General features: G+C 63.6%; 1 protein-coding gene. It reads left to right on the top strand.

Going from position 1 to position 231, the window contains the following annotated elements; translation table 11 throughout:
* Nucleotides 1–231 (top strand): immunoglobulin-like domain-containing protein (locus tag Q8X48_RS30105; RefSeq protein WP_407802832.1); only part of this gene is annotated, 231 nt, incomplete at both ends.

The raw sequence follows: 231 nt of genomic DNA, 5'->3' as shown, positions 1-231 counted from the left end.
CGGTGACCGTGACCCTGGACAGCGGCAAGGTCATCACCATCGCCGAGGGTCAGAGCTCCGGCAGCCTGCCGGTCAGCGTCGGCAACGACGTCTACACCGGTCCGACCACCGTCACTGAATCCATCAAAGACGCAGTGGGCGGCAACCTCGAGTCCATCGATCCGGTGAAAACGCCAGTGACCACCACGGTCAACGACGTCAACGACACCACCACCGTGACCCTGTCCGCCA

It is taken from the genome of Pseudomonas sp. QLc11A (assembly GCF_052112305.1).
Classification (GTDB): domain Bacteria; phylum Pseudomonadota; class Gammaproteobacteria; order Pseudomonadales; family Pseudomonadaceae; genus Aquipseudomonas; species Aquipseudomonas laurylsulfatiphila.
The sequence above is the reverse complement of the archived record's forward strand: the minus strand, read 5'-3'. Positions and strand labels throughout refer to the sequence as shown.